Origin of the sequence: Leucobacter soli (assembly GCF_042659205.1) — a bacterium.
Classification (GTDB): domain Bacteria; phylum Actinomycetota; class Actinomycetes; order Actinomycetales; family Microbacteriaceae; genus Leucobacter; species Leucobacter soli.
The window spans coordinates 1-5010 of record NZ_JBHSRW010000171.1 but is presented as its reverse complement, the minus strand read 5'-3'; the positions used below and the strand labels follow the sequence as shown (position 1 = coordinate 5010).

The 5010-nt window shown below is 70.7% G+C and carries 6 protein-coding genes; 1 reads left to right on the top strand and 5 read right to left on the bottom strand.

Annotated features, from left to right (window positions below; all coding sequences use genetic code 11):
- The 5 genes from ACFPZL_RS09945 to ACFPZL_RS09925 all read right to left on the bottom strand — a co-directional run.
- On the bottom strand, nucleotides 1–375 hold a 375-nt coding region (locus tag ACFPZL_RS09945; RefSeq protein WP_382335270.1), incomplete at its 3' end, for a glycerate kinase.
- 66 nt (nucleotides 376–441) lie between these two features.
- A complete protein-coding gene (locus ACFPZL_RS09940; RefSeq protein ID WP_382335268.1) occupies nucleotides 442–1206 on the bottom strand; it encodes an IclR family transcriptional regulator domain-containing protein in 765 nt (254 codons plus the stop codon).
- Between the two features lie 176 nt (nucleotides 1207–1382).
- Nucleotides 1383–2558 carry a thiolase family protein gene (locus ACFPZL_RS09935; RefSeq protein WP_218115090.1) on the bottom strand — a complete coding sequence of 392 codons (1176 nt, stop codon included), beginning with the start codon at nucleotides 2556–2558 and terminating at the stop codon, nucleotides 1383–1385.
- Between the two features lie 137 nt (nucleotides 2559–2695).
- Nucleotides 2696–3352 (bottom strand): 3-oxoacid CoA-transferase subunit B, encoded by a 657-nt coding sequence (locus tag ACFPZL_RS09930; RefSeq protein WP_218115091.1) that lies wholly within the window; start codon nucleotides 3350–3352, stop codon nucleotides 2696–2698.
- Nucleotides 3349–4161, bottom strand: coding sequence for a 3-oxoacid CoA-transferase subunit A (locus ACFPZL_RS09925; protein WP_218115092.1), 813 nt, complete (start codon nucleotides 4159–4161; stop codon nucleotides 3349–3351). Before ACFPZL_RS09925 ends, ACFPZL_RS09930 begins: the two co-directional genes overlap by 4 nt.
- A 188-nt stretch (nucleotides 4162–4349) precedes the next feature.
- Here ACFPZL_RS09925 and ACFPZL_RS09920 point away from each other — a divergent pair.
- On the top strand, nucleotides 4350–5010 hold a 661-nt coding region (locus ACFPZL_RS09920), incomplete at its 3' end, for an MFS transporter (RefSeq protein ID WP_382335265.1).

Here is a 5010-nt window from a genome sequence, read left to right as displayed (position 1 = left end):
GGTGCCGAGCGTGTGCGCGCTCCGCGGCTGCAGCACGGGCTCGCCCTGCGGATCCTTCGCGAGTCGCAGCAGGCCGCTCGTCTCGGCGAGTTCCACGGCAGCCGATCCGTCGGGCAGCCGCAGCCAGTGCGCGTCGATCGCGCGGTCGTCGGGCCCTGTGACCTCTACGGGTATCCGTCGAGCGCCCGGGACGGCGGCCGCGACCGTATCGAGCGAGCCCTCCCCACCGTCGGCCATCGGGCGCAGGAGGACCGTGTCCTCCGGCCGCTCGATTCCCCAGCCGGCGGCGAGCGCGGCAGCTGCCCGTTCCGCGGAGATCGACCCTTTGAATGAGTCCGGTGAGAAGACCACCCGCATCGCCGCACCCGCGTTCACGTCGTCAGCCTAGCAAGCCGGTGCCAGTCGCTCCGCGCCGGGTCGCACCGGTCCGCACCGGGTCGCTCAGATCAGCCGCAGATCCTGCTCGATGACTCGCGTCGTCTCGAGCAGGAGCGGCAGATGGCGCTCGGCCGAGGGCGCCAAGGATCCTCCCCCCGCGCTCGTCGAGATGTTGACGGCTGCGGCGACGCGCCCGTCACGGCCGCGAACCGGTGCCGCGAGGGATCGCAGCCCGATCTCGAGCTCGCCGTCCACGAGCGCCCAGCCCTGCTCCCGCACCCGGCCGATCTCGGCGGCCAGCTCTGCGCCGCTCGCAAGCGTCCGCTCGGTGAGCGCACGCGGCTCGGCGGTCGCCAGCACCTCCGCGAGCTCTGCCTCGGGCAGAGCGGCGAGCAGTACGCGCCCCATGCTGGTCGCATAGGCGGGGAAGCGGGTGCCGATCGTGATCCCGACCGTCATGATGCGTCGCGTGGGCACGCGGGCGATATAGAAGATGTCGCTGCCGGAGAGCACGGCCGCGGAGACCGACTCGCCGACCTCGCGCGAGAGCCGTTCGAGGTGCGGCTGCATCACCTCGGGCAGCGAGAGCGCGGAGAGGTAGCTGAAGCCGAGTTCGAGCACGCGCGGCGTCAGGCTGAAGACTCGGCCCGAGCGGCGCACGTAGCCGAGCACCTCGAGCGTGCGGAGGAAGCGGCTCGCAGCAGCCGGAGGGATCTCCGACCGGCGGGCGACCTCGCTGAGCGTCAGCTCGGCGTGCTCGGCATCGAATGCGCGGATCACGGCGATCCCGCGCGCAAGGGACTGGACGAAACCGTCACCCTCGCGCATCGTCGAATCCTCCACTCTGTCACTCTATCCGCGTCGCTCGTATGCCGTTCGTCCGTCGGTCGCACCGCGGCCCGTACGGTCGCTCGCACCGCCGCTCGCACCGGCGCGCATCGCCGGCATGCATCTGCGACACTCCCGGTCCGCGCGTGCGCGGCGCGTCCGGAGCGACCCCGCCGTCACCGTTCGATGACTACGGCGAGACCCTGCCCGACCCCGATGCAGATCGCCGCGACCGCGACGCCGCCGCCTCGGCGCTTCAGCTCCTGCGCGGCGTGACCGATGATCCGCCCGCCTGAGGCGCCGAGCGGATGCCCGATCGCGAGCGCCCCGCCGTGGATGTTGAGCTTCTCGGCGTCGAGTTCCGGCCAGCCCGCGAGACATGCCAGCGACTGCGAGGCGAAGGCCTCGTTCAGCTCCACGAAGTCGACCTCCGCCCACGTGCGGCCGGCGCGCGCGAGCGCCTTGTTCGCCGCCTCGATCGGGGCGATGGGGAAGTCGTCGGGATCGACGCCGTGGGCGGCCCTGCCGGTGATCCGGGCCAGCGGCTCGGCGTCGATCGCGCCCTCGCGGCCGAGCAGCACGGCGGAGGCGCCGTCGTTGATCGACGAGGAGTTGCCGGCGGTCACGGTGCCGGATCCGTCGGCGGCGAACAGCGGTTTCAGCCCGGCGAGCTTCTCGACGGAGGTATCGTCGCGGATCCCTTCGTCGCGCGCCAGCTCGTGCCCGTCGACCTGCACGATCTCCGCGTCGTATCGGCCCTCGGCCCACGCCGCGGCGGCGAGGTGGTGCGAGCGGGCGGCGAACGCGTCCTGCGCCTCCCGAGCGATCCCCCACTCTCGGGCGATCTTCTCGGCCGACTCGCCGTTCGAGATCGTCCAGTGCTTCGGCAGCGCACGGTTGACCATGCGCCATCCGATCGCCGTGTTCCACAGGGTCTGGTTGCCAACCGCTGGCCAGGGGCGGCCCGATTTCTCGATCACGTACGGCGACCGGCTCATCGACTCCACACCGCCCGCGAGGACGATGTCGGCGTCGCCGGCCTCGATGGCGCGGGATCCCTGGATCACGGCCTCGACGGACGACGCGCAGAGCCGGTTCACGGTGACGCCCGTCACGCTGGTCGGGAATCCCGCGAGCAGCGCGCCGAAACGCGCCACGTTGCGGTTGTCCTCGCCCGCCTGGTTCGCGTCGCCGAAGATGACGTCGTCGATCCGGGCAGGATCGAGCCCGGTCCGATCGACCGCGGCGCGCATGACGACGGCCGCGAGGTCGTCGGGCCGCACACCCGAGAGCGCACCGGCGGCACGCCCGAAGGGGGTGCGCACCGCGTCGTAGATGTAGGTGGAGGTCATATGCGTCCCTTTCCTGTTAACGGCTGGATCCTGCGACTACGCGCCGGATGACGAAAGAAGAGTACGTGCAGGATGACGAAGCAGAGTACGTGCAGGATGACGAAGCAGACTGCGCACGGGATGACGAAGCAATCGGCTCAGGACGACGGCTCGGTCGCATCGATGAGTGCGAGCCCCGTCAGCGCTTCGAGCCCGGCGACGGTGTGCCCCCCGAACGTCTCGCGTACCGCGAAGCCGTCGGGTGTCACGTCGAACACCGCGTGGTCGGTGTAGACGCGCGTCACGCAACCGACGCCGGTGAGCGGGTAGCTGCACGCCGCGACGAGCTTGGATTCGCCGGTCTTCGTGAGGAGGTCGGTCATCACGTAGACGGACTTCGCCCCGATGGCGAGATCCATCGCGCCGCCGATGGCGGGGATCGCTTCGGGCGCGCCCGTCGACCAGTTCGCCAGGTCGCCGTTCTGCGCCACCTGGAACGCGCCGAGCACGCAGACGTCGAGATGTCCGCCGCGCATCATCGCGAAGGAGTCGGCGTGCTGGAAGTAGGCGGCACCGGGCAGCGCAGTCACGGCCTGCTTGCCGGCGTTGATGAGATCGGGATCCACCCGGCCGGCCTCGGGAGCGGGGCCCATGCCGAGCATGCCGTTCTCGGTGTGCAGGATGATCTCCAACCCCTCGGGGAGGTAGTTGGCGACGAGGGTCGGAGCGCCGATCCCGAGGTTCACGTACGAGCCCTCGGGGATGTCGGCGGCGATGCGCGCCGCGAGATCCTGCCTGGTGATCGTGGTCGTCATCGCGCGACCTCCTCGGTCTTCGCCTCGACTGACCGGGCCGCTGTGGCGGCCGAGTCCGGTGCATCGAAGGCTTCGCCTTCGCCGCGCACCGGCCTCCCCTCCAGGTCCACGCCGCCGACGAACTCGCCGGCGCGCAGCCAGCGCCGCTCGCCGACCGCGACGACGCGGTTCACGAAGATGCCGGGAGTGACGACGGACTCGGGGTCGAGCGCGCCGAGCGGCACGATCTCGTCGACCTGGGCGATCGTCGTGGTCGCGGCGGTCGCCATGATCGGGCCGAAGTTGCGCGCGGTCTCACGGAACACGAGGTTGCCCCAGCGATCGGCCTTGAGCCCGCTGATCAGCGCGTAGTCCGCGGCGATCGGGTACTCGAGCAGATAGGTCCTGCCGCCGATCTCGCGTACCTCCTTGCCTTCGGCGAGTTCGGTGCCGACGGCGGTCGGCGAGTAGAAGGCCCCGATGCCGGCGCCCGCCGCGCGGATCCGCTCGGCGAGGTTGCCCTGCGGTACGAGTTCCAGTTCGATGGCGCCCTCGCGGTAGAGGCCGTCGAAGACCCAGGAGTCGCTCTGCCGCGGGAAGGAGCAGACGATCTTGCGCACGCGCCGCTTGGCGAGCAGAGCCGCCAGCCCCACATCGCCGTTGCCCGCGTTGTTGTTCACGATCGTGAGGTCCCCCGCGCCCTGCGCGATCAGCGCATCGATCAGCTCGACCGGCTGGCCGGCTCGGCCGAAGCCGCCGATCATCACGGTCGCGCCGTCGGGGATGCCGGCCACGGCCTCCTCGACCGATGGAACGGTCTTGTCGATCATCGTCACCTCCGAGTGAGCGGAGCACCCGCTCGCCATAATTTCGCTCTGCGAATTTATATTCGCTTTACGAAACCACTGTACTCCGACGCGCCGCAGGATGCACCCCTCGGTCGGGTCCGGGCACCGATCCCGACTCCGCTCCCGATACCGATCCTGATCCTGATCCTGATCCGGGATAGAGTGCACGAGTGACCGCCTCCGCCAGCACCGCCCGCGCGCCGTGGGTGCTGCTCTTCGTCGCGGTGGCGCTGATCGCGATGAACATGCGGATGACGATCACCGGCGTCGGCCCGCTGATCGAGCAGATCGCCGCGGACCAGGGCGTGAGCCCGGCGACCCTCGGCATCCTCGCCTCGGTGCCACTGCTCGCCTGGGGGCTCTTCTCGCCGATCGCGCAGACCATCGGCGCCCGACTCGGCATGTCCCGCACGATCTCCTGGTCGCTCGTCGTGCTGGCCGCGGGCACCGTCTGGCGCTCCGTGCCCGGCAGCCCGCTGAACCTCTGGCTGGGCACCGCGCTCATCGGGTTCGGCCTGGCCATCGGCAACGTGCTGATGCCGGCGGTGATCAAGCGGGACTTCGGCGAGCGCATCCCTCTCGTCATGGGCGTCTACACGGCGCTGCTCAGCGGTTCGGCAGCGGTCGCCTCCGGCATCGTCGTGCCGATCTCCGAGCTCGAATCGGTCTCGGGCGAACAGCTCGGCTGGCGGATCGCGCTGCTCGCCACCGGGGCGCTCCTGCCCGCCGCACTGCTGCTCTGGATGTGGGTGACGCGCGGCGAGGGATCCGGGCGGGGCGCATCGGCGCAGCACGCAGGATCGCCGGGCGCAGGATCCCCGGCCGCCGCCG

Bases quoted from the DNA above. Each gene is read 5' to 3' on its own strand.
- ACFPZL_RS09940 (WP_382335268.1), bottom strand. From the start codon at position 1,206: ATGCGCGAGGGTGACGGTTTCGTCCAGTCCCTTGCGCGCGGGATCGCC.
- ACFPZL_RS09935 (WP_218115090.1), bottom strand. From the start codon at position 2,558: ATGACCTCCACCTACATCTACGACGCGGTGCGCACCCCCTTCGGGCGT.
- ACFPZL_RS09930 (WP_218115091.1), bottom strand. From the start codon at position 3,352: ATGACGACCACGATCACCAGGCAGGATCTCGCGGCGCGCATCGCCGCC.
- ACFPZL_RS09925 (WP_218115092.1), bottom strand. From the start codon at position 4,161: ATGATCGACAAGACCGTTCCATCGGTCGAGGAGGCCGTGGCCGGCATC.